The sequence below is a fragment of the Neorhizobium sp. IRS_2294 genome (genome assembly GCF_050500145.1).
Classification (GTDB): domain Bacteria; phylum Pseudomonadota; class Alphaproteobacteria; order Rhizobiales; family Rhizobiaceae; genus Neorhizobium; species Neorhizobium soli.
The window spans coordinates 897,482-923,254 of record NZ_CP191440.1 but is presented as its reverse complement, the minus strand read 5'-3'; the positions used below and the strand labels follow the sequence as shown (position 1 = coordinate 923,254).

The 25,773-nt window shown below is 60.8% G+C and carries 22 protein-coding genes; 8 read left to right on the top strand and 14 right to left on the bottom strand.

Features of this window, described 5'->3' with window-relative positions; genetic code table 11:
- Positions 1-47: 47 nt before the first annotated feature.
- Both ACQY1K_RS21465 and ACQY1K_RS21460 read left to right on the top strand, forming a co-directional pair.
- A complete protein-coding gene (locus ACQY1K_RS21465) occupies positions 48-1,556 on the top strand; it encodes an ATPase domain-containing protein (protein ID WP_092664441.1) in 1,509 nt (502 codons plus the stop codon).
- Positions 1,498-3,594 carry a PAS domain-containing protein gene (locus ACQY1K_RS21460; RefSeq protein WP_430259318.1) on the top strand — a complete coding sequence of 699 codons (2,097 nt, stop codon included), beginning with the start codon at positions 1,498-1,500 and terminating at the stop codon, positions 3,592-3,594. The genes ACQY1K_RS21465 and ACQY1K_RS21460 overlap by 59 nt, the downstream gene beginning before the upstream one ends.
- A gap of 61 nt (positions 3,595-3,655) precedes the next feature.
- Here the strand turns inward: ACQY1K_RS21460 and ACQY1K_RS21455 are convergent, their stop codons facing one another.
- The 5 genes from ACQY1K_RS21455 to ACQY1K_RS21435 all read right to left on the bottom strand — a co-directional run bounded on the left by ACQY1K_RS21455 (position 3,656) and on the right by ACQY1K_RS21435 (position 8,276).
- Positions 3,656-4,483, bottom strand: coding sequence for a transglutaminase-like domain-containing protein (locus ACQY1K_RS21455; RefSeq protein WP_062458483.1), 828 nt, complete (start codon positions 4,481-4,483; stop codon positions 3,656-3,658).
- 74 nt (positions 4,484-4,557) lie between these two features.
- Entirely contained in the window at positions 4,558-5,454 is an 897-nt protein-coding gene (locus tag ACQY1K_RS21450) for a transglutaminase family protein (protein WP_062458480.1), read from the bottom strand.
- A 93-nt stretch (positions 5,455-5,547) separates the two neighbouring features.
- A complete protein-coding gene (locus tag ACQY1K_RS21445) occupies positions 5,548-5,886 on the bottom strand; it encodes a DUF1488 domain-containing protein (RefSeq protein ID WP_430259316.1) in 339 nt (112 codons plus the stop codon).
- Positions 5,887-6,132: 246 nt separating this feature from the next.
- The gene (gene hutC / locus ACQY1K_RS21440) at positions 6,133-6,876 is read right to left on the bottom strand and encodes a histidine utilization repressor (protein WP_430259314.1); all 744 of its coding nucleotides are present in this window, start codon (positions 6,874-6,876) and stop codon (positions 6,133-6,135) included.
- 50 nt (positions 6,877-6,926) lie between these two features.
- Complete coding sequence (locus ACQY1K_RS21435; RefSeq protein ID WP_430259312.1) at positions 6,927-8,276, bottom strand: formimidoylglutamate deiminase; 1,350 nt, start codon at positions 8,274-8,276, stop codon at positions 6,927-6,929.
- 105 nt (positions 8,277-8,381) lie between these two features.
- On the opposite strand from ACQY1K_RS21435, the gene hutI reads away from it, so the two are divergent.
- The 5 genes from hutI (at position 8,382) to ACQY1K_RS21410 (ending at position 14,214) form a co-directional block, all read left to right on the top strand.
- Positions 8,382-9,629 (top strand): imidazolonepropionase, encoded by a 1,248-nt coding sequence (gene hutI / locus ACQY1K_RS21430; protein WP_430259310.1) that lies wholly within the window; start codon positions 8,382-8,384, stop codon positions 9,627-9,629.
- Entirely contained in the window at positions 9,626-11,161 is a 1,536-nt protein-coding gene (gene hutH / locus ACQY1K_RS21425) for a histidine ammonia-lyase (protein ID WP_430259308.1), read from the top strand. Before hutI ends, hutH begins: the two co-directional genes overlap by 4 nt.
- A 28-nt stretch (positions 11,162-11,189) precedes the next feature.
- Entirely contained in the window at positions 11,190-12,875 is a 1,686-nt protein-coding gene (gene hutU, locus ACQY1K_RS21420; protein ID WP_430259306.1) for a urocanate hydratase, read from the top strand.
- 5 nt (positions 12,876-12,880) lie between these two features.
- A complete protein-coding gene (locus ACQY1K_RS21415) occupies positions 12,881-13,474 on the top strand; it encodes a HutD/Ves family protein (RefSeq protein WP_430259304.1) in 594 nt (197 codons plus the stop codon).
- Positions 13,475-13,710: 236 nt separating this feature from the next.
- Complete coding sequence (locus tag ACQY1K_RS21410; RefSeq protein WP_062576716.1) at positions 13,711-14,214, top strand: invasion associated locus B family protein; 504 nt, start codon at positions 13,711-13,713, stop codon at positions 14,212-14,214.
- 79 nt (positions 14,215-14,293) lie between these two features.
- Here ACQY1K_RS21410 and ACQY1K_RS21405 read toward each other — a convergent pair whose 3' ends face one another.
- The 8 genes from ACQY1K_RS21405 to ACQY1K_RS21370 form a co-directional block, all read right to left on the bottom strand.
- Positions 14,294-15,463, bottom strand: coding sequence for a pyridoxal phosphate-dependent aminotransferase (locus ACQY1K_RS21405; protein WP_113165003.1), 1,170 nt, complete (start codon positions 15,461-15,463; stop codon positions 14,294-14,296).
- Positions 15,464-15,497: 34 nt separating this feature from the next.
- A complete protein-coding gene (locus ACQY1K_RS21400; protein ID WP_192087861.1) occupies positions 15,498-15,755 on the bottom strand; it encodes a hypothetical protein in 258 nt (85 codons plus the stop codon).
- An 80-nt stretch (positions 15,756-15,835) separates the two neighbouring features.
- Positions 15,836-16,456, bottom strand: coding sequence for a 2-dehydro-3-deoxy-6-phosphogalactonate aldolase (locus tag ACQY1K_RS21395; protein WP_092664457.1), 621 nt, complete (start codon positions 16,454-16,456; stop codon positions 15,836-15,838).
- A gap of 4 nt (positions 16,457-16,460) precedes the next feature.
- Positions 16,461-17,402, bottom strand: a complete 942-nt coding sequence (locus ACQY1K_RS21390) for a 2-dehydro-3-deoxygalactonokinase (protein ID WP_062458447.1) — start codon at positions 17,400-17,402, stop codon at positions 16,461-16,463.
- 121 nt (positions 17,403-17,523) lie between these two features.
- Positions 17,524-18,582, bottom strand: a complete 1,059-nt coding sequence (locus ACQY1K_RS21385; protein WP_430259301.1) for an ABC transporter ATP-binding protein — start codon at positions 18,580-18,582, stop codon at positions 17,524-17,526.
- 16 nt (positions 18,583-18,598) lie between these two features.
- The gene (locus ACQY1K_RS21380; RefSeq protein WP_062576729.1) at positions 18,599-19,387 is read right to left on the bottom strand and encodes an ABC transporter permease; all 789 of its coding nucleotides are present in this window, start codon (positions 19,385-19,387) and stop codon (positions 18,599-18,601) included.
- Positions 19,388-19,391: 4 nt separating this feature from the next.
- Complete coding sequence (locus tag ACQY1K_RS21375; RefSeq protein ID WP_092664465.1) at positions 19,392-20,216, bottom strand: ABC transporter permease; 825 nt, start codon at positions 20,214-20,216, stop codon at positions 19,392-19,394.
- Positions 20,217-20,357: 141 nt separating this feature from the next.
- Positions 20,358-21,398 (bottom strand): ABC transporter substrate-binding protein, encoded by a 1,041-nt coding sequence (locus tag ACQY1K_RS21370; RefSeq protein WP_430259298.1) that lies wholly within the window; start codon positions 21,396-21,398, stop codon positions 20,358-20,360.
- A gap of 240 nt (positions 21,399-21,638) precedes the next feature.
- On the opposite strand from ACQY1K_RS21370, the gene ACQY1K_RS21365 reads away from it, so the two are divergent.
- Positions 21,639-23,864: a heavy metal translocating P-type ATPase gene (locus ACQY1K_RS21365; RefSeq protein WP_430259296.1), complete on the top strand. Its 2,226-nt coding sequence runs from the start codon at positions 21,639-21,641 to the stop codon at positions 23,862-23,864.
- Positions 23,865-23,917: 53 nt separating this feature from the next.
- Here the strand turns inward: ACQY1K_RS21365 and ACQY1K_RS21360 are convergent, their stop codons facing one another.
- A complete protein-coding gene (locus ACQY1K_RS21360; RefSeq protein WP_430259295.1) occupies positions 23,918-25,624 on the bottom strand; it encodes a glycoside hydrolase family 13 protein in 1,707 nt (568 codons plus the stop codon).
- Positions 25,625-25,773: the final 149 nt, after the last annotated feature.

Here is a 25,773-nt window from a genome sequence, read left to right as displayed (position 1 = left end):
TTTCCACGCCAGTTTGCGCTAAGTCAAAAGTCGCAAAAGGAAAAAACATGATCGACGGCTTGAGTACAAAGGCGAGGACAGGCGTTCAGGGACTGGACGATGTATTATCGGGCGGTTTGACTCGCCGCCATGTTTTCCTGCTCGAAGGGACGCCGGGCACTGGCAAAACTACGATCGCGCTCCAATTTCTTTTGGAAGGCGCAACACTCAAGGAGCGCTGTCTTTATATCAGCCTGTCGGAGAGCGAAGAAGAACTGCGGGAAAGCGCGCTTTCGCACGGTATCGAATTCGGGGATTCGATCGAAATCTTCGAGCTCGTCCCCCCGGAAAGCCTGCTTGACGCAGACCAGCAGCAAAGCCTGCTTTACTCCTCAGATCTGGAACTCGGCGAGACGACCAAGCTGATCTTCGAGGCCTTCGAGCGTCTGAAACCGCAGCGTGTGGTGATCGACAGCCTGTCGGAAATCCGTCTGTTGGCACAGAGTTCTCTCCGCTACCGCCGCCAGATCCTGGCCATGAAGCATTTCTTTTCTCGATCCGACGCCACAGTCCTTTTGCTCGACGACATGACGTCGGACAATCTCGACAAGACCGTCCACAGCGTCGTTCACGGCGTTCTTCATCTCGAGCAGCTGGCTCCCGACTATGGTTCGGAACGCCGCCGCCTGCGGGTGATCAAATATCGCGGCCAGGCGTTCCGCGGCGGCTATCATGATTTCGTCATCAAGACCGGAGGCGTCTCGGTCTTTCCGCGGCTGCGTGCGATCGAGCACAAGACGGCATTCGACCGAGCTATTTTGAAAAGCGGCATTGCCGAATTCGACGATCTTCTTGGCGGTGGTATAGAACGCGGGTCGAGCACGCTGCTCATCGGACCTGCCGGTACCGGCAAAAGCCTGTTCGCGCTCCAGTTTGTAGCAGCTGCCGTGAAGCGCGGTGAGAAAGCAGCCGTCTTCATATTCGACGAGGAGCTCGGCCTGTTGTTCTCGCGTACGAAAGCAATGGGGATCGACCTAGAGAAGATGCGCGACGACGGCGCTATTCACATCGAGCAGCTGGATGCGGCCGAGCTTTCGCCGGGGGAATTCTCGCAACGCGTGCGGGATCGCGTGGCGACCTTCAAGGCCGGGACAGTCGTGATCGATAGCGTGAACGGCTACCAGGCGTCGATGCCCGAGGAAAACGCGCTGATCCTGCACGTGCATGAACTGCTGCAATACCTCAATCGGCAAGGCGCCAATACGTTTCTGACAGTTGCCCAGCACGGACTCGTCGGAGACATGAAATCCCCGGTCGATGTCACCTACCTCGCCGATACAGTTATCCTGCTGCGCTATTTCGAGGCACTGGGCAGGGTTCGGCGTGCAGTCTCGGTCATCAAGAAGCGAACCGGTCGGCACGAAGAAACCATCCGCGAGTTTCGCATCACCGATGCAGGGCTGACACTGGGCGATCCGCTTTCCGGTTTCCAGGGCGTGTTGCGCGGTGTACCGACGCTTGTCGGCGAAAAGCAGCAACTGCTGGAGCTTTCAAACGAGGACGAAAGCCATTCCTAACAGAGATGCCGTCGGCCTCATTCATGCCCCACACGGTCGCGATGCGCAGATTGCGGCATCCCTCCTGAAGGAAGCCGGTATCGCTTCGAAGGCGGCCCTGGACCTGTCCGGTTTCGTCGACAGCCTTGACGACAACATCGCGCTCGCTGTCATCACCGAGGAAGCTCTGCGCTCCGCCGACCTGCGCGCCATCTCCCAGTGGATCGAGAACCAGCCGAGCTGGTCGGATCTACCGTTCGTCATTCTGACAAACCGCGGCGGTGGTCCGGAGCGTAATCCCGCAGCTGCGCGGCTGTCGGAGGTCCTTGGCAATGTCAGCTTCATCGAGCGCCCTTTCCACGCAACGACATTCATCAGCGTTGCCCGTTCTGCCGCACGCGGGCGTCGGCGCCAATATGATGCACGTCTGCGGATGGAAGCTCTCGACGAAGGAGAGCGGCGTTTGCAGACAGCACTCGAGGCCGGTCGGCTCGGCGCTTGGGAACTGGATCTTGCAACCGATGTCCTGAGCACGTCTGCGACCTGCAAGAGCATTTTCGGACGCGGTCCGGAAGAGGCGTTCACCTATCAGGACCTTTTTGCCAGCATCCATCCCGATGACCGGCAACGCGTACAGGATGCTCATACCGCAACAGCCGAGAGCGGTGAGGATTATTCTGTCGAATACCGCACCGTCTGGCGCGACGGCACCGTGCGCTGGGCAGAGGTGCGGGCACAGCTCTACCGCGACCACTCGGGCAAGGCGGTCAAGCTGGTCGGCGTATCCGCCGACATTACCGACCGGGTCATCAACGAGAAGCAGCAGCGGCAGATCAACGAACTGCTTGAAGAGCGTGTCGCCGAGCGGACGCGTGAACTTGAACAGGCCCATTCGGTCGTGATGGACGAGGTGTCGCAGCGTGAGCGGGCGGAAGATCAACTGCGCCAGGCGCAGAAGATGGAGGCGATCGGCCAACTGACCGGCGGCGTCGCCCACGATTTCAACAACCTGTTGATGGCAGTGCTCGGCAATCTCGAATTGCTCCGCAAGCTCGTTGCGGGCGATCCGAAAGCCGAACGCCTGATCGATGGCGCACTTCAGGGTGCAAGACGCGGGGCGTCGTTGACCCAGCGGCTGCTCGCCTTTGCCCGCCGCCAGGATCTGCAGATCGGCCCGGTTGACCTTGGCGCTCTGATCGGTGGCATGCGCGACCTTCTCGAACGCTCGGTCGGGTCGACCATCCTCGTCGAGACCTCGATACCGGATCATCTGCCGAAGGTTTCCGCAGATGCCAACCAGATCGAGCTGGCGCTTCTCAACCTCGCCGTCAACTCGCGTGACGCCATGCCCGACGGTGGCACGCTGCGGATCAGCCTCAGCCAGGAAGAGCAGAGGTTCTCAAACGATACGCTTGCAGCCGGGCGTTACGTCGTGCTCTCGGTCAAGGACGAAGGCCAAGGCATGGACGAGGCGACGCTGCAGAAAGCCATCGAACCGTTTTTCTCAACGAAGGAACTGGGCAAGGGAACGGGCCTCGGATTGTCGATGATCCACGGTCTGGCGTCCCAGTTAAAGGGAGAGTTGAAGTTGTCGAGCAGGATTGGTTCCGGCACCACCGCCGAATTGTGGATTCCGGTCTCTTCCGCTGCCGAGCAGCCGAGGCAGGCCGAGGCACCATTGCCTCCGGCAGAATATCAGGGTGGTCCCAAGCGTATCCTGCTTGTCGACGACGACGTCCTCATCGCCATGAGTTCCGCCGACATGCTGCTGGATCTCGGACACGACGTTGTCGAAGCCCATTCCGGCAAGGAGGCGCTGGAGCATCTGGGTAAGGGACCAAAGTTCGATCTGATGATCACCGACTACTCCATGCCTGGCATGACCGGGGGCGAACTCTCGAAGGCTGCACGAGCCTTGCTGCCCGAATTGCCAATCCTGATCGCCTCCGGCTACGCGGATCTTCCGCCTGGCGTTGATCTTGAGGTTGCGCGGCTCGGAAAGCCGTATACGCAGGCACAGCTGGCGGAACAGATCGGCAAGCTTACGTCGCCGCGCTAGGTGCTCTCGCAACCGGGCGCGACGTCATAAAGCTCAAAGGGTCAGAAACTCGGCACGGCTATTACGCCTGCCCGTCTCCGCCCATCGGCAGTTCGTCCGTGATCACTTCGAACCTTGCCAGGATCGCTGGGCCGAAGGCCGTCGACAACGCGACATCGGTCGCATCGCGACCGGTCGCCATCAGGATCCGGCCGATACGAGGTTTGTTGTGACGGGCATCGACAGTGTGCCAGCGTCCGCCGAGATAGACTTCGAACCATGCACTGAAGTCCATGGGATTGTGATCCTTGGGAACACCAATGTCGCCGAGATAACCCGTGCAGTAGCGTGCGGGAATGTTCATGCACCGGCAAAGGGTGATCGCCAGATGCGCGTAGTCCCGGCACACGCCCGTCTGGTCGTTGAAGCCGCCGAACGCGGTCCGCAGCGAATCGGCGTTCTGATAGTTGAACGCAATGCGGTTATGCGCGAAATCAAGAATGGCTTTGACGCGCGGCCAGCCCAGATCAGTTGAGGAAAACGTGTTCCAGGCGAAGTCTGACAGACGGTCCGTGTCGCAATAACGGCTGCCCAGCAGGAACACCAGAACGTCGTCGGGTAGATCCTGGATGAGGTGCTGCTGCGCATCTTCCGGGATCGGGTCCGGAAGCCCGGTGTCATAGATCTCGAACTCGGTCGAGATCGTCGTCAGGCCGGGCGGTGCAACGATGCGGCTGCAGGCGTTCCCGAAGACATCCTGATAACCCCAGGCCTCGATCGGTCTGTCGAAGGTCAGCACCTGTTCGGTCAATAGATCTACGCGACGGGAGGGGTGGATATTCAACGCCAGAAGCATGGCAGTCGGCTGTTGGCATTCATAGCCCAGATGAAAACCGGCGCGTATCCTCATGAAGCGATGTCTCCTAAATACCGTTGACGAGATGGCAGCAATGCGGCAATGCCCGGGCGTTGATACGGTTCCGTTTAGCCATGAAGTTTGGCCTGGAACTCGTCGGTCGTGACGTTGACCTGCACTGACATGCTTTTGAAATCTTCCGCCTCACCGTCATAGCTGCCACGAAGCGGGATAGCCTGTTTCGGGTCGCGGGCGACGCCGACGCGAATGAGGTCGCGGTTGCCGACAATGCCGTTGGTCGGATCAAATTCCACCCATCCGGCTCCCGGCAGGTAGACCTGGCACCAGGCGTGGGTAGACCCGCCTCCAAGCGTCGTCGATCCGTCGCGATCGGGAACGTAGATATAGCCGGTGACGAAACGTGCAGCGAGGCCGAGGGCCCGTGCGGCTTCCATCATCAAAAGCGCAAAGTCGCGGCAGGTCCCGCGACGCAGCTGCAGCGTCTCGAGCGGAGCCTGGGTGCCATGTTCGTGGCGACGGGCATAGACGAAGCTTTCACGGATCGCGTAGCAGAGCGTCATCAGCAATCGGCCGGTCTCGGTCGGCTGGCCGGGTTTGACGAACTGCCGCGCCCATTTGCCAACCTCGTCGTTGGCATCTGGGTAATGGCGACGGATGGTGCATTCCAGATCGAACGCTTCCACCGGGTCATAGGTGAAGGGATAGGTGAGGGCTTCCTCGTCGATCTGAAAATCCATCGCGAGCTGCGGCGTATGATCGAGCCTGATAGTCGTTTCGAACTGGAGTTTCTGCGACGCACCCTCAAACCCGACCAGCGCCACGCAGTTGCCAAACACGTCATGGATCCAGCGAACATAGGCAGGCTTTGGAAAAACCTCAAGGCGCGACACGAGCAGCGTCTGATCGAAACTGTCCCTTGGTCGGAACAGCAGCCTGTGTTCGCCGAACTCGACCGGCTTATGATACTGGTAGGACGTAAGGTGACGAACCGAAAAGATCGTCATGCGATCACCGAGCCGAGTTCGACTGACATTGGGTCAGATCGGAAAAATACATCATGTCGGGACGATGAGCGATGGCGCTCAGCAGAAGTCTGTTCATTTGAAGTTCTCGAGATCTAGCATGATGGATTGTGCGTTTTTAGCCTTGTAGGCAGCCTGGGCCGCCTTCAGGATCTTCGGTCGTAGCGCATCGAAAGAGGCAAGATAATCATCGCTGACGGCAGTTCTTTCAACAAGGTTGCTGCTGAGAACTTCAGCAGCGACGAAGAACCGAACCTCGAACATGCCGTCATGACCCAGAAAGCGGACGCGTCTTTTCGATTCATCGTAACTGCGCGCGGGATTTGGGAAAGAAAGTGTCATGGCAGCCTCTGTCGTCAGCGTGGCTCCGAATGTCGGACTACCACGTTTGCATGTCGGGTATCTTGCTGCCATCCGCTTAGTCGATGATAACAAGCCCAGTGACGTTTCGCAGGTAACCGGCTTTTTGGTCCCGCAGTCCGTATTGAGGCAGCGCCGCCAATTTTCCAAACGCCGGATCGATGGCATTCTATGCCGACGAACCATATGACTAGGTCACGTTGAGCCCCCGAAGTCCAACGCGAAATGGCGAGCCTGCTGCGACAGACCGCATTTTAAGCCTGAATGGGCGGGGGGAGGCTTGGGGTGGGCAAACCGGTCTCAGCTCGAGGCCGGAGCAAAGCGTGCAGTGATCGCATGGCTGTCGGAAGGGTAGCTGAACCGCACCGACGTCACGGGGCCGGAAACGTCCCAGGTCTTGCGTTCTACCACGAGGCAGGCAGACTGCGGCGGGATTTCCAGCCGCCTTGCCAGCTCTTCGTCCGCAAGCTGGGCCGAGATCCGATGTTCCGCAGCGGTCCATGGTATCTGCGCGATCAGCCACTTGCCCGGTGAAACCGTCGAGAAATCCATGTCCTTTGCCTGCGGCACGGTCTTCAGATTGATCAGTCGTTCCTCAAGACAGAACGGCTTCCCGTCGGAGAAATGCAGGCAGACGACGTAGATGGATTTTTCCTTGCCGGAGACGCTCAGGCGCAGCCGGTCCGTTGCCACAGTCTTCCGCTCCCGGCATTCCTCCATCCGGAAATGGTAGTCCTTGTTCAGCGCGCGGACTTCATCTTCGATGTCGTAGATCTCAAGAATGGCAGCCTGGTTGCGCGGCTGGGCAACAAAGGAGCCCGATTTCTTGCGCCGCTCGATCAGTCCGGCATTGGCAAGCTGGGTCAGAACCTTGTTCGCGGTCATCCGCGAGACATTGTAGTGCTTGGCGAGCTCGACCTCGAAAGGGATCCTGTATCCCGGGGGCCATTCGCCGCTGACGATATTGTTCTCGATGTCGCCCAGGATCTTCTGGTGCAGTGTGCCCACCGCACGCGTCGCCTTGATGTCTTTTTCTCCGGTCAAGGCGAAGTCCTTCGGCTCTCTGCATCAAACGGCTTCTCCACCATATCCGGTCAGCCGGCGTCAAGCAGAGCGGCCATCACGGCCTGGAACCTCGGGACGATTGTCTCTCGGCTCCCATGCAGGCCGCCCGTCACGAGCTTTTTGCCCGCCGCCCAGACGCAATCCACCTTGATCGTGTCAGCGAAGATCCACTGATCGAGAACCTGATCTGCCGAAAGGTAGGGTGCGGCCTCAAGATCGAGCGAGACGAAATCCGCCGATGCACCTTCGACGATGTCGTCCTGCGACTGCAGCGCGCGGGCGCCGCCGTTCAGGGCTTCCAGCAACAGACGCGATCCCGTCGACTGCTGCGGTAATGCGACGACGTTTCTCGAGCGTAGTCCAAGACGCTGCGAATATTCGAGCTGCCGAAGTTCATGCGCGACGGAAATCGAGATGTTCGAGTCCGAGCCGACGCCGAAATGGCCGCCGTTCTCGAGAAACGCCGGTGCCGGAAATATGCCGTCGCCGAGATTGGCTTCCGTGATGGGGCAGAGACCGGCAATGGCCCCTCGGCGTGCCATGTCGCGCGTTTCCGCCTCGGTCATATGGGTAGCGTGGATCAGGCACCAGCGCTCATCGACCGGCATGTTGGCGAGCAGCCATTCGACGGGACGTGCGCCCGACCACGCGATACAGTCCTCGACCTCTTTCGTTTGCTCGGCGATATGGATGTGGATCGGGCCTCCACCTGCCATCGGCAGAACGTCCCGCAGTTCTTCCGGCGTCGCGGCCCGCAGACTGTGCGGCGCGATGCCGAGTTGGCCGCCGGGAAGCGCAGACGTGATCTTCCGGCATTCCTCCATCAGCGTGGAAAAGCTTTCGACCGAGTTGATGAAGCGTCGCTGGCCCTCCGTCGGTGCCATTCCCCCGAAACCGGAGCGGGCGTAGAAGACCGGCAGAAGGGTGAGGGCGATCCCGGTGGCAGCGCTGGCCGCACCAATCCGCTCCGCGTGCTCGCCGATATTGGCATAGTGGCGCCCATCGCGGTCGTGGTGAAGGTAATGAAACTCGCCGACGCGGGTAAACCCCGCCTCCAGCATTTCCATATAGAGCTGCGCTGCGACCGCCTCGATATCGTCAGGCGTCATCGACAGGGCGAATTTGTACATCAGCGTGCGCCAGCTCCAGAAGCTGTCGCTCGTCGATCCGCGAACCTCCGTCAGTCCCGCCATGGCGCGCTGGAAAGCGTGGCTGTGAAGATTGGCCATGCCGGGCACGATCAGCCGGTGCCGCTCGTCGGTGGCCGCAGGGATCGCCTCACGCTCAATCGACAGCACCTTGCCATGCTCGATCGTCAGGCGAGTGTTGCTCGCCCATTGCCCGCCGACGAGTGCGTTTTCTGCAAAAATGGTGTTCACTGCCAACTCCATTTGTCGGTCCTGCTCGCAGCCGGCAGGCGCTCGCAAATTCTTCTTGCCTTGGTTTTTTATGTATATACATTAAAACAAAAAGAGGAAGGCTTCGTGGTCGAGAATAGCGATAATTCACAGGTGGCGCCAACCAGAACGCTGTGGCGCAACGCCCGGCTGCTCACGCTTGCCGACGAGGCGCAAGGCCTTGCACTCATCGAGCACGGTGCCATTGCCGTAGAGGATGGCCGGATCGTCTTCGCCGGCCCCCTGTCCGATCTGCCTACGACCTTTCCGGATGCCGACAAGATCATCGACGTGGAGGGCAGGGTGATCACGCCTGGCCTGATCGACTGCCATACGCATCTGATCTTCGGCGGCGATCGCGCGATGGAATTCGAAATGCGGCTCGAAGGGGCGACCTATGAGGAAGTCGCGCGCGCAGGCGGTGGCATCGTCTCCTCCGTCAAGGCGACCAATGCCCTTTCCGTCGACGGGCTTGTGAAGGCCGCGCTTCCAAGGGTCGATACGCTGCTCGCAGAAGGTGTTTCGACGTTCGAGATCAAATCCGGTTACGGCCTGTCGGTCGAAGGCGAGCTCAACATGCTGCGCGCCGCCCGGGCGCTCGAAAAGATCCGCCCGGTCCGCGTCGTCACGTCGTTCCTTGGCGCCCATGCAACGCCCGTCGAATACCGTGGACGCAACGGCGACTACATTACCGACGTGGTGCTGCCCGCTATGGACCTTGCCCATGCGGAGGGCCTCGTAGATGCTGTCGACGGGTTCTGCGAAGGCATCGCGTTCTCGGTTGCCGAGATGCGGCGCGTCTTCGATCACGCAACGTCGCTCGGCTTGCCCGTAAAGCTGCACGCCGAACAGCTTTCCAACCTCGGCGGTGCCGCGATGGCGGCATCCTACGGTGCCTTGTCCGCCGATCATCTCGAATATCTCGATGCCGAAGGTGCTGCCGCGATGGCTGCCTCCGGCACGGTCGCGGTTCTTCTCCCGGGCGCCTTTTATGCGATCAACGAAACGCAGAAGCCGCCGGTGCGGCTGCTGCGCGATGCCGGCGTCCGGATCGCGATTGCGACCGATTGCAATCCCGGCACGTCGCCGCTGACCTCGCTGCTGCTGACGATGAACATGTCGGCGACGCTCTTCCGGCTGACCGTCGAGGAATGCATCGCCGGTGTGACGCGCGAGGCGGCGAGGGCACTCGGTCTTCTCTCCGAAACCGGCACGCTGGAGGCTGGCAAATCCGCGGACTTCGCCATCTGGGACATCCAGCGACCGGCCGAGCTGGTTTACCGCATCGGCTTCAACCCACTTCATTCGAACGTCTTTAGAGGTCAAAAGCTATGACGATCACGCTTCACCCCGGCAGCGTCACGCTGGCCGAGCTTGCCGATCTCTACTGGAACAACGGTTCGGCGGTTCTCGATCGCTCCTTTGATGCCGGTATCGAAAAGGCAGCGAGACGGATCGCGGAAATCGCCGCCGGAAACGCACCGGTCTACGGCATCAACACCGGCTTCGGTAAGCTTGCCTCGATCAAGATCGACAGTGCCGATCTCGCCACCCTGCAGCGCAATCTCATCCTCTCGCATTGCTGCGGCATCGGGGCGCCGCTACCGGAGAATGTGGTACGTCTCATCATGGCGCTGAAGCTCATCTCGCTCGGCCGCGGCGCCTCCGGTGTCCGTCTCGAGTTGATCCGCCTGATCGAAGGCATGCTGGAAAATGGCGTCATTCCGGCCATTCCGGAAAAAGGCTCGGTCGGCGCATCCGGCGATCTGGCACCACTTGCCCATATGGCCGCCACGATGATGGGCGAAGGCGAGGCCTTTCTGCAGGGAGAACGGCTGGCATCGGCCGATGCGCTCGCCAAGGTGGGGCTGCCCCCCGTCGTTCTTGCCGCCAAGGAAGGGCTGGCGCTGATCAACGGTACCCAGACCTCCACCGCACTGGCGCTTGCGGGACTGTTTCGCGCCCATCGCGCCGCCCAGACGGCACTTGTTACGGGCGCCCTGTCGACCGACGCCGCGATGGGCTCGTCCGCGCCGTTTCATCCTGACATCCACACCCTGCGTGGCCACAAGGGCCAGATCGATGCGGGCGCCGCGCTTCGCAACCTTCTCGAAGGCTCCGAAATTCGTGCGAGCCACATTGAAGGCGACGAGCGCGTTCAGGATCCCTATTGCATCCGTTGCCAGCCTCAGGTCGACGGCGCCTGCCTCGATCTGTTGCGGTCCGTCGCAAGGACGCTGGAGATCGAGGCGAATGCCGTCACCGACAATCCGCTGGTTCTGTCAGACAATTCCGTCGTCTCCGGCGGCAATTTCCATGCCGAGCCGGTTGCCTTTGCCGCCGATCAGACGGCGCTCGCGATCTGTGAGATCGGTGCGATCGCCCAGCGCCGTATCGCGCTTCTGGTCGATCCTGCCCTCTCCTATGGACTGCCGGCATTTCTCTCGAAGAAACCAGGTCTCAACTCGGGGCTGATGATCGCCGAAGTCACGTCGGCTGCGCTGATGAGCGAGAACAAGCAGATGTCGCATCCCGCCTCGGTGGATTCGACGCCGACCTCCGCCAATCAGGAAGACCACGTGTCGATGGCCTGCCACGGCGCGCGACGCCTGCTCGGCATGACTGAAAACCTGTTCGGCATTCTCGGGATCGAAGCGCTGACAGCCGTCCAGGGCGTCGAATTGCGCGGGCCGCTCAAGACCAGTCCTGAACTCGAAAAGGCCGTCGCCGTGCTGCGGGCTTCCGTCCCTGCGCTCGAGGATGACCGTTACATGGCGCCGGATCTCAAGGCCGCAAGCGAACTGGTCGCATCCGGCGCCTTCGCCCACGCCATCTCGCCGGGCATCCTGCCGGTCCTTGAAGTTTGATCATCAGAAGAAATTGGGGAGCCACGTCATGACCAATCCACGCCACAACATCCGCGATGTCCGCTCGCCCAGAGGCAGCGAGCTCAATGCCAAGAGTTGGATGACCGAGGCACCGCTTCGGATGCTGATGAACAACCTTGATCCTGATGTGGCTGAAAACCCGCACGAACTCGTCGTCTATGGCGGCATCGGCCGGGCCGCCCGCACCTGGGACGATTTCGACAAGATCGTCGCGACCCTGAAGACGCTGACGGAGGAAGAGACGCTTCTCGTGCAGTCCGGCAAGCCGGTCGGCGTGTTCCGCACCCACAAGGATGCGCCGCGCGTTCTGATCGCCAACTCGAACCTCGTGCCCCATTGGGCAACCTGGGATCACTTCAACGAACTGGATAAGAAGGGTCTGGCCATGTACGGCCAGATGACCGCCGGATCGTGGATCTATATCGGCACACAGGGCATCGTTCAGGGCACCTACGAGACCTTCGTGGAGGCGGGCCGCCAGCATTACGACGGCAGCCTCAAGGGCAAGTGGATCCTGACCGGCGGCCTTGGCGGCATGGGTGGCGCACAGCCGCTCGCAGCCGTCATGGCCGGCGCCTGCTGCCTTGCCGTCGAATGCGACGAGACCCGCATCGATTTTCGTCTGCGTACCCGCTATGTCGACGCCAAGGCAAAGACGCTGGACGAAGCGCTGGCGCTGATCGACCAGTGGACCAAGGCGGGCGAAGCGAAATCGGTCGGCCTGCTCGGCAATGCCGCCGAAATCTTCCCCGAACTGGTGGCCCGCATGAAAGCCGGTGGCCCGCGCCCGGACATCGTCACCGATCAGACGTCCGCCCATGACCCGCGCAACGGCTACCTGCCGGTCGGCTGGACCGTCGAGGAAGCCAAGGCGAAGCGCGAAAGCGACCCCAAGTCCGTGGAGGTTGCGGCCCGCGCATCGATGAGGGCGCATGTCGAAGCGATGGTGGCGTTTTGGGATGCCGGCGTGCCGACGCTCGATTATGGCAACAACATCCGCCAGGTCGCGAAGGATGAAGGCCTGGAAAATGCCTTTGCCTTTCCGGGCTTCGTCCCGGCTTATATCCGTCCGCTGTTTTGCCGCGGCATCGGCCCGTTCCGCTGGGCGGCGCTGTCGGGCGATCCGGAAGACATCTACAAGACCGATGCGAAGGTGAAAGAACTGCTGCCCGACAACACCCACCTGCACAACTGGCTGGACATGGCGCGCGAGCGCATCGCCTTCCAGGGACTTCCGGCGCGGATTTGCTGGGTGGGTCTGGGTGATCGCCACAAGCTCGGCCTCGCCTTCAACGAGATGGTGAGGAGCGGTGAACTGTCCGCCCCTGTTGTCATCGGCCGCGACCATCTCGATTCTGGTTCCGTCGCCTCGCCGAACCGCGAGACGGAAGCGATGAAGGATGGATCGGACGCGGTCTCCGACTGGCCGCTCCTCAACGCTCTCCTCAACACTGCATCCGGCGCCACCTGGGTATCGCTGCATCATGGCGGCGGCGTCGGCATGGGGTATTCGCAGCATTCCGGCATGGTCATCTGCGCCGACGGAACCGACGATGCAGCCCGGCGGATCGAACGCGTCCTATGGAACGACCCTGCAACCGGCGTCATGCGCCACGCCGATGCGGGATACGAGATCGCGATCGACTGCGCCGAAGACAAGGGTCTTCGGCTGCCCGGCATCCTCGGGAACTGACGCGCATGCGCATCCTGCGTGCATCGGACCATAAGCGGATGCCCTGGAAGAACGGCAAGGGCGAGACGGTGGAGATCGCCGTCTTTCCCGAGGCTGCGTCGGTCGATGATTTCGACTGGCGTATCAGCATGGCGACGGTGGCCGAGGACGGCCCGTTCTCTGTGTTCGCGGACATAGACCGGACCCTCAGCATTTTGAAGGGCAACGGGATCGAGCTTTCGGTCGAGGGCGAGCCCGATCGTGTCCTGCGCCCCGACACGCCACCCCACGCGTTTCCGGCCGATGCAGTGACCAGCGCAAGGCTGCTCTCTGGCCCGATCACCGATCTCAATGTCATGACCCGGCGCGGAAAGTTTATTCACGGCGTGACGATGCTCTCCGTCAGTCAACGCGTCATTACGTCGAACGGTTCGGACGTGACCCTGGTTCTGCCGACGTCGGATTTGGTGCTGAAAGACGGCACATTGCTTGGCGCGTATGATGCGATCCTGCTGCATCCGGGCGATTCGGAGATCGAACTTAGTCAGGCGCCATCAAGCCGGACTTTTCTTGTCCGCATCGCCTCACGGCAAAAAGCCTCGGTTTCGTTACAGGTTTGACGCATTTGTGAAGATGCCGTGAGGCTGGCCGCAGCGATCGCGCTAAAGAACCGGAAACGCGATATTTCGTCTCTTTCGGTTGATCACATCTGCCCGGTTCCAGACCGGGTTTGGCGGAGGCGACGGCGCAGAAGGTGAAAGTTTTAACTTTCCGGTAACCGCCTCCTCCCCCTATGGGATCACTTACGGATGCATTCGTACCCGTATTTCCCTTGCCATTCCCAACAGGAGACGAGATGTCCTTCAAACCTTTCGCCCTTGCGCCTCTCTTTGCAGCCGTGATTGCCCTGCCGGCATTTGCCCAGCCGAGCCCGACGATGCTGAGGCAGTTCGGCGACTGGAACGTCTATTCCTATCAGGCGGGAGCTTCGAAAAGCTGCTACGTCCTGACCATTCCGAAACAGGCGACGCCCGCAAGCGTGAACCACGGCGATAACTTCTTCCTCGTGGCGCCCAAGCCTTCGGGCAGCGGATATTATCCGCAGGCCATCATGGGATATGATCTTCAAAACAGCTCACAGATAACGGTCACGATCGATGGCAAATCCTTTGCCATGACGCCGCGGGGCAACTCCGGCTGGACGCAGCAGGAAAGCAATGATTCCGCGATGATCGACGCCATGCGTACGGGAAGCAATATGACGCTTCAGGCGGTCTCGGGGAGAGGCACCCGCACATCCTACACGTTCTCGCTCAGCGGCGTGACCGCAGCCCTCAACCAAGCCGGTCAGTGCAACTGACGTCGATCTCTTAAGATCCCCGATGGGTGGAGTGCGAAACCGGCATTCGCCCATCGCCGATCTTGACAAGCTCGTCCGGTCAACGTCGGCGGATATAGGCGAATAGCCGCTCGGCCGCGTCTTCGATCTGCTTCGGGTCGCGCAGAAAACAGGCTCTCATGAATGGGGCGCCGCCGGGGCCGAATGCGGTGCCCGGCGCCATGCCGACGCCGGTTTCATCGACAATCCTGAAGGCTTCGGCGCGGCTGTCTGTTACGCCGTCGATCTTCAGGAACGCGTAGAGCGCCCCTTCGGGCTTTCGCGTTTCGACACGGTTGGTGGCGACCAGCGCGTCACACAGAATGTCGCGCGAGGTTCGGGCACGCTCGACATTGGAGCGAATGAACTCGTCGCCAAGGTCGAGTGCCGCAATCGCGCCCTTCTGCATGAATTGCGCAACGCCTGATGTGGAGTACTGGATGAGATTGGTGAGCGTCTGGCCGATCTCGGCCGGCGCTACCACCCAGCCGATGCGCCAGCCGGTCATGCACCAGTTCTTCGAGAAGGAATTGGCAAAGATGATGCGGTCTTCCGCGTCCATGACATCCATGAACGATGGTGCCCGCGTGCCTTCGAAATAGTAGAGCCCGTAGATTTCGTCGGCGATGATCCAGAGACCATGGCGGCGCGCAAGGCCGAGAATCGCCTCGAGATCATCCTTCGTTGCCGTCCAGCCCGTCGGGTTGGATGGGGTATTAATGAACAGCGCCCGGGTTTTCGGCGTGATCGCAGCTTCCAGTCGGCCCGCATCGAGCACCCACCTGCCATCGATGAAATCGAGGACGACAGGTACGGCCTTTGCTTCGGAAACACTCGCGGCATGGGCAGCGTTCGGCCAAGCCGGTGACAAATAGATCACTTCGTCGCCGGCCGATGCGACCGTCTGGATCGCCAGCACGATCGACTGCATGCCCGATCCGGTGACATAGATGTTGTCGACTGAGAGATCGGCCGTGTAGTGGCGCTGGTAGTAGCGCAGGATTGCCTGGCGAAGCTCCGGGATTCCTTGCGTCCAGGTATAGAATGTCTCGCCTGCGAGAAGCGCGTCGCTGGCAGCCCGGGTGATGAAGTCGGGCGTCGCAAGGTCGCCTTCGCCGATCCACAGCGGCATGAGGTTGTCACGACCGCGTGCATAGGTGACAATTTCGCCAATACCGCTACGCGGAGCGGCCGCAGCGCGGGCGCTGATGTCGGGTCGGATGATCGTCATGCGAATCTCGGCTGAGTATGGCGGGGAACTATGCCTAGGCCAAGTTCCGACGTACGGTCAACCGGTTGCAGGCCGCATCGGACACGGAACCTTCGGTCCGAAAGCGTTGATTTGGCGATGGTTTCGACGGCTCTTCGGGCGTGCCCGGTTTCGCCACCGGGGCGAAGGTCAGCGCCTCGATCAGGAAATACGCAGATTGGACAAGTTCGTCTTCGCCCATGTCATCCTCGAACTGCGGTTCGTCTTTGGAAAACTGCTCTTCAGGAAGGATTTTCATAAGGATGCGGTGCATTGCTGATTCAAGAACCGCTGCTTTACGCCGATTGGTCGAAAAAGGCCATGCGCGGATTGGCGCATGGCGTTGATTCGGTATCAGCTGCGGCGCATCGCCTCGATAAATAGCTTGGCCTTGGCCGCCACCGACGCAACATCGTCGCCCGGCTTGTAAAGCGATCCGCCGATGCCGAAGCCGTTCGTGCCGGCGTCGATAAAGGATTTCATGTTGTCAGGCGTAATCCCGCCAACGGCCAGAACCGGCATATCCTTGGGCAGAACCGCCCGCCAGGCCTTGATGACCATGGGCGGGATCGCCTCCGCCGGAAAGGCCTTGATGCCGGTCGCACCGGCGCCGATCGCCGCAAAGGCTTCGGACGGCGTTGCGACGCCCGGCAGGCTGATCATGCCGCGCGAGACGCTCGCTTCGATGACCGAGAGGTTCGCGTTCGGCGAGATGATGACAGTTGCACCCGTCGAGGCAACGTCTGCGACCTGAGCGGTCGTCAGCACCGTTCCCGCACCGATCAGCGCCCTGTCCCCGAACCGCTTTTGCAGTTTTTCGATGCTCTTCAGCGGCTCCGGCGAATTGAGCGGGACTTCGATGATGCGCCAGCCGGCTTCGATCAGCGCCTCGCCGATCGGCTCGGCCTCGTCAGGCGTGATGCCGCGCAGGATGGCAACCAGATTGCAGGCTTGCAGCGCGTCTTGGAACGTCATCGAACTATCCTTCATTCGTCAGTTGCAATTGTCCGGCGATCAACTGGACGCCGCGCTTGGCGGCATCGGTTGGGCCCGGCTCTATATCAAGATCAAACAGCGGCGCGACGCGGCTGTAACGGCTGTTCAGCACGTTGTTGCCGACAATGCCGATGGCTTCACCGGGTTTCAGCCAGCCTGCCGCGCGGGCCTGACGGAACTCCGAACCGATGACAAGACCGGAAACGTAGTCGCCGATATCATCAGGTGCCAGAACGCCGGCGAGCACGCCCGTGCGGGCGCTGAAGACGGCAGACAGGAACGCGTCGGCGGCACGCGCGTCGCTTGCGGCAAACCCGGCACCACGGTCAAATGCCTCCCAGCGCGGCTCGGAGCCCGGTGCCGGCTCGGATGCCTTGGCGATAAATGAATGCTTGGTCAGCAGAGCGAAGATTTCACCGGTCGCATAGGTCTGGAAACCGGCGATCCGGCCACTCTCGACCCGTGCCCATTTGCTGTGGGTTCCAGGCAGAACCAGGGTCCGGTTCTTGTCCAGCCCGAAGCCGACGATCTGCGTTTCCTCGCCGCGCATCACGTCCGGAAACGGCTTTGCGGCGGGATCGCGCATGCCGGGCAGGAAGGTGACGATGGCGCCGTTGGCAAGCGTGATCTGCCGCGTGCCGGCTGCCAGTTCGGCAAGACCCGCGGGCGCATCGACGTAAGGCACCTCGATCCAGCCATTGCGGCTGGTGATCATGCCGCTAGCGAGGACTGGAATTGCGCCGTGCGCGTCGAACCATGCCCCGACCGTTTCCATCAGGGCGGCCTCGAAGGCCCCATCCTTAACGAACTGGATGCCGCCGCTTGTCGTATCCCGGGTATCGAGCGTTTCGCCCGTTTCAGATACGAGCGCGGCACGGAGCGAACTCGTGCCCCAATCTAGGATGATCGACTTAGGCTCTGGCATCTCTCGGTTTCCTCCCCGAACATTTTGGCCTTCGATAGCGCGGGCAGGCCCGCCTTGTCGAGAGCAAGTGCTGCGAAAAGTCATACTTTTGAGGAGGGGCTTGAGGTTTGTAAATCGAGGCTCAGGCTTCGGGATCGAGAATGCAGCACTGTTCCGGTACAGGCACCAGAACAGCGCTCGTGCCAGGGTCGTATGGTTCGGATAGTGCTCCATTCGCCGTGATCTCGCCGGCGACGGTCACACACTTGTATTGGTAGGCGCGGCCGAGATAGGTGCGGGTGCCAAGGGTCGCGGGAATGCCTTCGCCGGACTGGCGGGCGACAAGGCCGTCGGCGCGGGTGGCCAGAACGAAATCGTCCTTGATCGCACCGAAGACATCCTGCGAGAACGACAATTGCGCACCGCCGGCAGCCTCGGCTGTGACGGTCGCGCCGTCGCGGGAGACCACCTTCATCGGAACGAGGTTCTCGAAGCCGACAAAACTGGCGACGAAGGCGTTGGCCGGTTTGCGGTAGAGGACTTCGGGCGTGTCGAGCTGCATGATGCGGCCTGCATTCATGATCGCCACGCGGTCGGAGATCGACAAGGCTTCTTCCTGATCGTGGGTGACATAAAGCGATGTCGTACCGTTCGCCTTCTGCAACTGGCGGATTTCGACGCGCATGTCCACGCGCAACTTGGCATCGAGGTTCGAAAGCGGCTCATCGAACATCAGGAGCGGTGGTTCGATGACGAGCGCACGGGCCAGTGCCACGCGTTGCTTCTGGCCGCCTGACAGTGCCGACGGCAGCCGGTCGGCCAGGTGCGAAAGGCCGACGCGGTCGAGCATGCTTCCTGCGCGCTTGGCCCGATCGGGTTTGGCAATGCCGCGCTGCTTCAGACCGAAGGCGACGTTTTCCATCACGGTCAGGTGAGGAAAGAGCGCGTAGTTCTGGAACACAAGCCCGATATCGCGGGCATGTGCCGGAAGCGTGGTGAGATCGCGATCTCCAAGCCGCACGCGGCCGCTGGTCGGCTCCAGAAAGCCTGCGACGATCCGCAGCGTCGTCGTCTTGCCGCAGCCGGATGAGCCAAGCAGCGACACGAGCTCGCCGGCCGCGACCGAGATCGACAGGTCCTTGAGGACCTGTGTCGATCCGTAATGGGCGGAAAGTTTTTCGATGGTGAGCGATACGGTCAAAAGGGTTCTACTCGTCTTACTTGGTCAGGAAGGTGAGGCCGAGCGTGGCTTCGACGATGGCCATCACGCCAACCGTCACCAGCATCAAAAGCACGGAGACGGAGGCGATGGTGGGGTCGAAAAACTGCTCCATATGGGCCAGAATCTGGATCGGCAGCGTGGAAATGCCGGGACCGGTCAGAAACACCGAGATGGACACGTCGTTGATCGAGGTGATGAACGCGAGGATGAAGGCGGCGATGACGCCGGCGCGAATGTTCGGCAGCACGACCGTCATGAAGGTCTTGAGCGGCGGGCAACCAAGGCTGATCGCAGCTTCTTCCACGGAGAAGTCGAAGGCCGCAAGGCTCGCACCGACGACGCGCACGGAATAGGGAAGAACAAGAAGCGCGTGGCCGAGGATCAGGCTCGGATAGACCGGCAGGCCGAAGCCGATGGTAATCGACTTCAGAAGCGAGAAGCCGAACACGATTTCGGGGACCAGGATCGGCAGGACGAACAGCGTGGAAAGCCATTTCGGCAGTTCGACGCGGTACCGGTTCAGCGCATAGGCGGCAGGAATACCCATCAGCAGCGACAGCGCCGTTCCGAGGATCGCCACCTGAAAGCTGGTGATCGCGGTGTTCCGGAAGGCGGAGATCTCGAAAATATTGGCAAACCACCGCAGTGTCAGGCCCTGCGGCGGAAACGTCAGGTAGGATGTGTCGGAAAGCGACGCGCCGACGATGATGACGAGCGGCGCGAGCAGGAAAAGGAAGACGAGGGCGGCGAACGCGCCGAGGAGGGGATGGATGCGTGTGGTCATCTTGTCATACCGCCATCGGATTGAGGCGCCGCGCCATGCGGCTCATGATCGTCACGACGGCAATGGTGATGACCACCATGATCGCTGCGATGGTGGAGGCGCCCACCCAGTCGAAGGTGACCATGGCGCGCTGGTAAAGCAGCGTTCCCATCATCATCATCTGCTCGCCGCCCAGAAGCTGCGGCGTCGCGTAGGAGGTGAAGCTGCCGGTAAAGACGAGGACCGCGCCGACGATCAGGCCAGGCACGGCAAGCGGCAGGATGACCTGGAAGAATGTGGCAATCGGCGTGGCACCCAGAGAGGTTGAGGCTTCGACCACTTCGCGCGGAATGCCCTCGAGCACACCGGTCAGGGTGAGGATCATCAGCGGCACGAACAGATAGACCATCGCAACGATCACCGATCCCTCGGTGTAGAGCATCGACAGCGGCTCGGAGATGATGCCGAGCGACATGAGCGTGTCGTTGACGATGCCGTTCTTGCCGAGGATGATCAGCCAGGCGAATGAGCGAACCACAACGCCGGTCAGAAGTGGGAAGACAGCAGCGATGATCGCGACAGACTTCAGCCGCCCCGGCATCCGGGCGATCACGTAAGCCGTCAGAAAGCCGATGACCAGCGAGATCGCGGTGGTGATCAGCGCGATACGCAGCGTGCGGTAGAGGATATTGGTGCGGAAGCCGCTGTTGAAGAAGGCGGTGTAGGTCGAAAAGGCGCCTTTCGGCTCACCGAACGTGGTGGCGATGGTCAAGAGAACCGGAATAACGAGAGCGACGACGACAGCAATCGTCGCCGGCATCGTCAGCCCCCATTTGGCAAAACGCTTCATGTCTGTTCTTTCAAATTCCGGGCTGCCCTGCGCCTTTTAGGCACCGGCGTTCCGGCAGCGGATGTGCTCCGCAATCCCCGCCCGGATCAGGAAAAGCCCTCTCCTTGGATCGAGGAGAGGGCTCGTCGTCTGTGACTGGGATTACTGGCCGAAAACCTCGTTCCACTGGTCGATCCAGTCGGTCTTGGCGTCGTTCAGCTTGGCGTAATCGATGCGGCCCAGCTTCGAGACCTGGTCTGCGCCATAGGTCCACATCTTGGCCTGTTCCGGCGAAAGCTCGACCTTGCTGTTGATCGGCGCATCGACGCCCTGTTCGGCTTCCTTCTGCTGAACTTCCTTCGACAGAACGAAGTTGATGAACTGGTGCGCCAGCTCGACATTTTCGGAGCCCTTGGGAATGTTGACCATGTTCAGCGTGGCGATATCGCCTTCCTTCAGTGTCGCCCAGGTCATCGTCTTGACGGCTGCCTGCATCGAAGCAAGCGTGAAATCCTGCGCCAGGGCAACGCGCACCTCGCCGGTCGAAATCAGGTTCACCAGTTCGGAGCCGGTATTGTAGTTCTTGACCACATTCGGCTTCAGCGCGGTGATGGCCTCGAAGGCTTTTTCGGAATTCTCGTAGGCATCGACGCCCGCATGCTTGCCGGCCTGCAACACGACCATCGGGCCGGCCGTTGTAGTGATGCCCGGCAGCGAGACCGAGCTCTTCATGTCGGCGCGCCACAGATCGGCCCAGGATGTAATCGCCGGATCCACCTTGGCGCTGTCATAGACGAGACCGACGCGGCCGATCGTGTAGGCCGGACCATACTTGCCCTGCGGGTTGCGGCCGAGTTCGTAGATTTCCGAAAGGTTCGGGATCTTGGATGCGTCGACTTCCTGAAACAGGCCCTGTGCGACGCCGAGCTGGGAGAAGCTGTCCGAGAGGTAGATCACGTCCACGCCCTTGCCGTCGCGCAGCTTCAGCTTGTTCAAGCGGTCGGCATTGTTGCCGGTTTCAAACACAATGTCGCAGCCGCAGATATTCTTGAACGGCTCGATGATGTTGGCTTTCATCTTGTCGCCGTTATAGCCCCACCAGGAAATGGTGAAGGTCTTCGTCTGGGCACTGGCCGAGGCGACGCCGGAAAACGTGGCAAGAATTGCAAGCGCTGCAAACTTGGTGAGGCACTGAGCCTTCATGAGGTGATCCTTTGTCGAACAATCGGTGTTGAATTGGCTGCTCGGACAGCGCCGAGCGTAGAACGACAGTATTTTTTCATCGCTTTCCCCGCAAGCTCAATAATTGTGCACGCGCAATATCCATGTGGATATGCACTGCAATAGGAACGCACGTGTGGGCGTTTTCCCTCTTGCAGCTCTAGTGGCTAGAGGTTGTAGACACGAGAGGTGATCTGAGACGAACGGCAGGGAACCAGCACGATGACGGCAGTAAATCAGGCGCGATACAAGGTCGGCGGTATGGACTGCGCCAGCTGCGCCACCAAGATCGACACGGCTGTACGCCGCATGCCCGGCGTCGAGGATGTTTCGGTATCGGTTGCCGCGGGCACGATGACGGTCAGCCACAATGACAGCGTCGATCTTAGCGCCGTCGAAAAGCGTGTTTCCGGTCTCGGTTATCCGCTGAGACAGCTTTCGCAGCGGAATCGTTCGGCTGAGCCGGTCATTCCCGTTGCTGATCACGCCGACCATCATGATCACGATCATGGAAGCAGTCATGACCATTCCCTTCATGATCGGGACACAGCCGCCACTGAAGGCCTGCATGGGCATGACCACGGCCCGATGGAGGGCCCATGGTGGAAATCCGCCAAGGGCCGACTGACCATTATGGCCGGCCTGGCATTTGGAGTTGCCTATGGGCTCGGCCACCTGTTTCCCGCTTACGAGACCTATATCTTCACCGCCGCGATGCTGATCGGTCTGGTGCCGATCGCGCGACGCGCCATCATGGCGGCGCTGGCCGGCACGCCGTTCTCGATCGAAATGCTGATGACGATCGCCGCTGTCGGCGCGGTGGTGATCGATGCGTCGGAAGAAGCGGCGGCCGTCGTCTTCCTGTTTCTCGTTGGCGAATTACTGGAAGGCGTTGCCGCCGGAAAGGCACGCGACAGCATCAGGAGCCTCTCCGCTCTGGTGCCGAAGGAAGCACTTCTGGAGGAGGGCGGCCAGACGCGAACCGTGCCGGCCGAAAGCCTTGCGATCGGTTCGATCATCCTTGTGAGGCCCGGCGACCGGATATCAGCCGATGGCGTCATCATGTCAGGCCAGAGCGCGGTGGATCAGGCGCCCGTGACGGGCGAAAGCACGCCGGTTGCCAAGGGCGTTGACGATGTCGTGTTTGCCGGCACCATCAACACCGATGGCGCGCTTCGGGTGCGTGTCACCGCTGCTGCCGAAGATAATACGATTGCCCGCGTCGTTCGCCTCGTCGAGGAGGCGCAGGAAAAGAAGGCGCCGACCGAACGCTTTATTGACCGCTTCTCGCGCTACTACACGCCCGGCGTCGTTGCGGTTGCCGCTCTGGTCGCCATCCTGCCGCCCCTCTCTGCCGGCGGTGACTGGAACGAATGGATCTACAAGGGTCTTGCCATCCTGTTGATCGGTTGCCCCTGCGCACTGGTCATCTCCACGCCTGCGGCGATCGCTGCGTCGCTCTCATCCGGTGCTCGCCGTGGCCTGCTGATCAAGGGCGGTGCCGTGCTGGAGACACTCGGAAAGCTCACCGCCGTCGCCCTCGACAAGACCGGCACGCTGACCGAGGGACGGCCGCAGGTCACCGATGTCATTGCGTTCGGCCACAGTGCCGATGCGGTGCTGCGGATTGCGGCCGCGCTGGAAATCGGCTCCAGCCATCCACTTGCAAAAGCCATCCTCGCGAAAGCTGAAGAAGACGAAGTGGTCATTCCGCAGTCGAGCGATGGCAAGGCGCTCGGCGGAAAAGGTTTGACTGCAGAGGTCGAGGGACAGGACGTATTCTTCGGCTCTCCCAAGGCTGCCGCCGAGCGGGTGTCGATGTCGATGGCGCACAGCCGCCGCATCGCAGCGCTCAATGACGAGGGCAAAACGGTTTCCGTGCTCATCGTCGGCAGTGTGCTCGCTGGTGCGATCGCCATGCGCGACGAGCCGCGGGCTGATGCCAAGGCTGGGCTTCTGGCTCTGACCGAAGCGGGCGTAAAAACAGTCATGCTGACCGGCGACAATGCGCGCACGGCAAGTGCAATCGGACAGGAGCTCGGGATCGAGGTTCGCGCCGACCTGCTGCCGGAAGACAAGAGCCGGATCGTTGGCGAACTGAAGCGTGACGGTTTCGTCGTCGGCAAAGTCGGGGACGGGATCAACGACGCGCCGGCGCTGGCTGCGGCGGATGTCGGCATCGCCATGGGCGGCGGCACGGATGTTGCGCTCGAAACCGCCGATGCCGCTGTGCTGCATGGCCGGGTGGCAGATATCGCAGCAATGATTGCCCTGTCGAAGAAGACGATGCGCAACATCCACCAGAACATCACCATCGCGCTCGGGCTGAAGGCCGTCTTTCTGGTCACGACGGTGATCGGCGTGACCGGGCTCTGGCCGGCAATCCTGGCTGACACCGGCGCAACGGTTCTGGTGACGATCAATGCGCTCAGGTTGTTGCGGAAATAGGTGTGTGGCCTGCGCTTACGGGCGCAGGGCTCTCTAAAACTGAAGACTTTTCGTCATGGCATCCGGTGCAGGATGGCGAGGGCCTCATACGGCTTCAGAACCACCGTCTCACCCAGCGCTTCTATCGGCTGGTAGTTGGAGATGAGGCAATTGCCGGATATCTTCAGTTCTTTCGGCAGGTCCAGACTGACCTCATGCGCTGAAAAACTGCCGATGACGACCAGTAGGTCCCTGTCCAGTTTGCGGGTGTAAACAAAGACGTAGGGATTGTCGTCGAGCCACGACTGGTATTTGCCGTAGACGATGACCGGATGGGATTTCCGCAAGGCAATCAGCTGGCGATAATGGTTCCAGACCGAACGCTCGTCGCTCATCGCCACGTCCGCATTGATCGACGCATAGTTCGGATTGACGCCGATCCAGGGTTCTACGGTGGAAAAACCGCCATAAGCTGCGCTGTTCCACTGCATCGGCGTGCGGGCGTTGTCGCGGCCGTTCGCGTTGGCGCCCATGATGAAATCCTCAGGCGAACGGCCGGCATCCACATGCAGCTGATACATGTTGAGCGTCTCGATATCGCGGTACTGCTCGATCGCGCTAAACGGCATGTTGGTCATGCCGATTTCCTCGCCCTGATAGATGAACGGCGTGCCTTTCAGCAGATGCAGGACCGTCGCCAGCATCTTGGCGGATTCGACGGGATAGCCTGTAGCGTCACCATATTTCGAAACGGCACGCGGCAGGTCATGATTGCCCCAGAACAGGGAATTCCAGCCATCGTCGGCCAGCGCGTTCTGCCATTTGCTCAGCACCGACTTCAGTTCGACGAGGTCGAAGGTTTTCGGCTGCCATTTGCCGTAGGTTTCATCCCATTGGCGGGTCACGTGTTCGAACTGGAACACCATCGAGAGTTCCTGCCGCTCGCGACCGGAATAGAGAAGTGCCGATGCAGGTGTGGCACTCCACGCCTCGCCGACGGTCAGGACGTTGCGGCCACCGAAGGTCTCGCGGTTCATCGCCTGCAGATATTCGTGCAGGTGCGCACCGTCGGTCACCACGCCCTGGTCCACCTGTTTGCCGATGTAGTCGATGACATCCATCCGGAAACCGGAAATGCCGCGTTCCAGCCACCAGTTCATCATGTCATGAACTTCGGCACGGACCTTAGGGTTTTCCCAGTTCAGATCGGGCTGGCGGCGCGAGAAGAGATGCAGGTAGTATTCGCCGGTCGTCTCGTCGAGCGTCCAGGCGGGGCCGCCGAATGTCGACTGGAGATCGTTGGGCGGTCCGCCGTCAGGACCCGGCTTGCGCCAGACGTAGAAGTCACGAAACGGATTGTCGAGAGAGGCTCGTGAGTTCTGAAACCACGGGTGTTCGTCGGACGTGTGATTCACAACCAGATCGAGCAAGATGCCGATGCCTCGGCGTCGAGCCTCGGCAACCAGCAGATCGAAGTCGGCAAGCGTTCCGAATTCCGACGCGATATCGCGATAGTCCGAAATGTCGTAACCGTTGTCATCCATCGGCGATTTGAAGATCGGGGAGAGCCATATGACGTCGATGCCGAGAGATGCGATATAATCCAGTTTCGAGATAATGCCCGGAATATCGCCGATGCCGTCACCGTTCAGATCGCAGAAGCTGCGCGGATAGATCTGGTAGACGGTCGAGCTATGCCACCACTGCCGTTCGAGGGGTGGCGCCGCTTCCTGGACAAGTGCTGCCAGCTGATCCTCGAGCTGGTCCCGTAACTGGTCCATCCATGTCTCCTTGAGATATATTCGACAACCGAACGCCAACGCCGCATGGAGAGTTCCAAACGAGCGTCTCCCGGATTAGATCAAGACTGCCTGGACGATCGTGTGGCGCCCCTCGCGGGCTCATTGCCCTCACCTGACGACCTCGTGAC

Excerpts from the sequence above, each read along its gene's own strand:
- ACQY1K_RS21465 (WP_092664441.1), top strand. The coding sequence starts at position 48 with ATGATCGACGGCTTGAGTACAAAGGCGAGGACAGGCGTTCAGGGACTG.
- ACQY1K_RS21455 (WP_062458483.1), bottom strand. The coding sequence starts at position 4,483 with ATGAGGATACGCGCCGGTTTTCATCTGGGCTATGAATGCCAACAGCCG.
- ACQY1K_RS21450 (WP_062458480.1), bottom strand. The coding sequence starts at position 5,454 with ATGACGATCTTTTCGGTTCGTCACCTTACGTCCTACCAGTATCATAAG.
- ACQY1K_RS21445 (WP_430259316.1), bottom strand. The coding sequence starts at position 5,886 with ATGGCAGCAAGATACCCGACATGCAAACGTGGTAGTCCGACATTCGGA.
- hutH (WP_430259308.1), top strand. The coding sequence starts at position 9,626 with ATGACGATCACGCTTCACCCCGGCAGCGTCACGCTGGCCGAGCTTGCC.
- hutU (WP_430259306.1), top strand. The coding sequence starts at position 11,190 with ATGACCAATCCACGCCACAACATCCGCGATGTCCGCTCGCCCAGAGGC.
- ACQY1K_RS21415 (WP_430259304.1), top strand. The coding sequence starts at position 12,881 with ATGCGCATCCTGCGTGCATCGGACCATAAGCGGATGCCCTGGAAGAAC.
- ACQY1K_RS21410 (WP_062576716.1), top strand. The coding sequence starts at position 13,711 with ATGTCCTTCAAACCTTTCGCCCTTGCGCCTCTCTTTGCAGCCGTGATT.
- ACQY1K_RS21405 (WP_113165003.1), bottom strand. The coding sequence starts at position 15,463 with ATGACGATCATCCGACCCGACATCAGCGCCCGCGCTGCGGCCGCTCCG.
- ACQY1K_RS21400 (WP_192087861.1), bottom strand. The coding sequence starts at position 15,755 with ATGCACCGCATCCTTATGAAAATCCTTCCTGAAGAGCAGTTTTCCAAA.
- ACQY1K_RS21395 (WP_092664457.1), bottom strand. The coding sequence starts at position 16,456 with ATGACGTTCCAAGACGCGCTGCAAGCCTGCAATCTGGTTGCCATCCTG.
- ACQY1K_RS21390 (WP_062458447.1), bottom strand. The coding sequence starts at position 17,402 with ATGCCAGAGCCTAAGTCGATCATCCTAGATTGGGGCACGAGTTCGCTC.
- ACQY1K_RS21380 (WP_062576729.1), bottom strand. The coding sequence starts at position 19,387 with ATGACCACACGCATCCATCCCCTCCTCGGCGCGTTCGCCGCCCTCGTC.
- ACQY1K_RS21375 (WP_092664465.1), bottom strand. The coding sequence starts at position 20,216 with ATGAAGCGTTTTGCCAAATGGGGGCTGACGATGCCGGCGACGATTGCT.
- ACQY1K_RS21370 (WP_430259298.1), bottom strand. The coding sequence starts at position 21,398 with ATGAAGGCTCAGTGCCTCACCAAGTTTGCAGCGCTTGCAATTCTTGCC.
- ACQY1K_RS21365 (WP_430259296.1), top strand. The coding sequence starts at position 21,639 with ATGACGGCAGTAAATCAGGCGCGATACAAGGTCGGCGGTATGGACTGC.
- ACQY1K_RS21360 (WP_430259295.1), bottom strand. The coding sequence starts at position 25,624 with ATGGACCAGTTACGGGACCAGCTCGAGGATCAGCTGGCAGCACTTGTC.